Below are 1026 nucleotides of genomic sequence, written 5' to 3'. Positions count from 1 at the left end.
ACGGCGAAGCTCCTTTGAAATGGTGGTTCTCAACATCACTACTCCCAGGAGGCTCCACCGTGAGAAATCAGTTTACCGATTCGCCAGCAGATGTTCAAAGCAAACTGCGGTCGGCCAAATCGCTCTGCCTTGATCTGCTGCTGCCCAAAGCCGAAGTCCTCGCCATTTGCGTTTCGATCGGCCATGAGTATCGCGATCGAATCTACAATCCGATGATCGTCGTCTGGATGTTCATCAGCCAGGTTCTCTCGAAAGATCACAGTTGCCAACAGGCGGTCACACGTTTGAACGCGTGGCGTGTCGCTCGCGGACTGGCAAAAGTCAGTAGCGTGACAACCGCGTACTGCAAGGCACGCTGTCGATTACCCGAGGAACTCTTCGAGCAACTTTTGGCTTGGACGTCCTGTCGATGTGAACAAGTCACCGACGAATCGTGGCTGTTCCACAACCGCATCGTCGAAATGGTCGACGGCTGGACCGTGATGATGGCAGACACGGATGAGAACCAAGAAGAGTACCCTCAGATGACAAGCCAAAAGCGAGGATGCGGATTTCCGATTGCAAGAATGATCGGAGTGTTTTCGCTTGCCACCGGAGCAATCAACCACACCGCCATTGGTCCTTACAAAGGAAAGCAAACAGGTGAAACCGCTCTGCTGCGAACGGTTATTGATCGTATTTTACCGGGTAGAATCCTTCTTGCCGATCGTTACTATGCGAATTTCTGGTTGCTAGCTGCGGGCGAAATGCGTGGGATCGACCTTGTCGCACGAGCCCATCATCTTCGCAAGGTGGACTTTCGACGCGGTCTCAAGCAGGGTTACCTCGATCAAGTTGTTGGCTATCGAAAACCGCAGCGTCCGAAATGGATGAGCGAAGAGGAGTATGCGAAATTCCCTTCACTCATTCTGGTTCGACACTTGAAGTACAAGGTCGAGCAAAAGGGGTTTCGATCGCGTGAGATCACGCTAGCGACCACGTTGCTTAAAGCGGAAGCCTACCCTGCGGAAGACCTCGCCTCTCTGT

The 1026-nt window shown here is 52.8% G+C and carries 1 protein-coding gene; it reads left to right on the top strand.

The window, feature by feature from the left end:
* Positions 1 to 59: 59 nt before the first annotated feature.
* A partial coding sequence (locus NB063_RS29630) for an IS4 family transposase (RefSeq protein WP_250932955.1) occupies positions 60 to 1026 on the top strand: 967 nt, incomplete at its 3' end.

It is taken from the genome of Aporhodopirellula aestuarii (assembly GCF_023701485.1).
GTDB lineage: Bacteria > Planctomycetota > Planctomycetia > Pirellulales > Pirellulaceae > Rhodopirellula > Rhodopirellula aestuarii.
The sequence above is the reverse complement of the archived record's forward strand: the minus strand, read 5'-3'. Positions and strand labels throughout refer to the sequence as shown.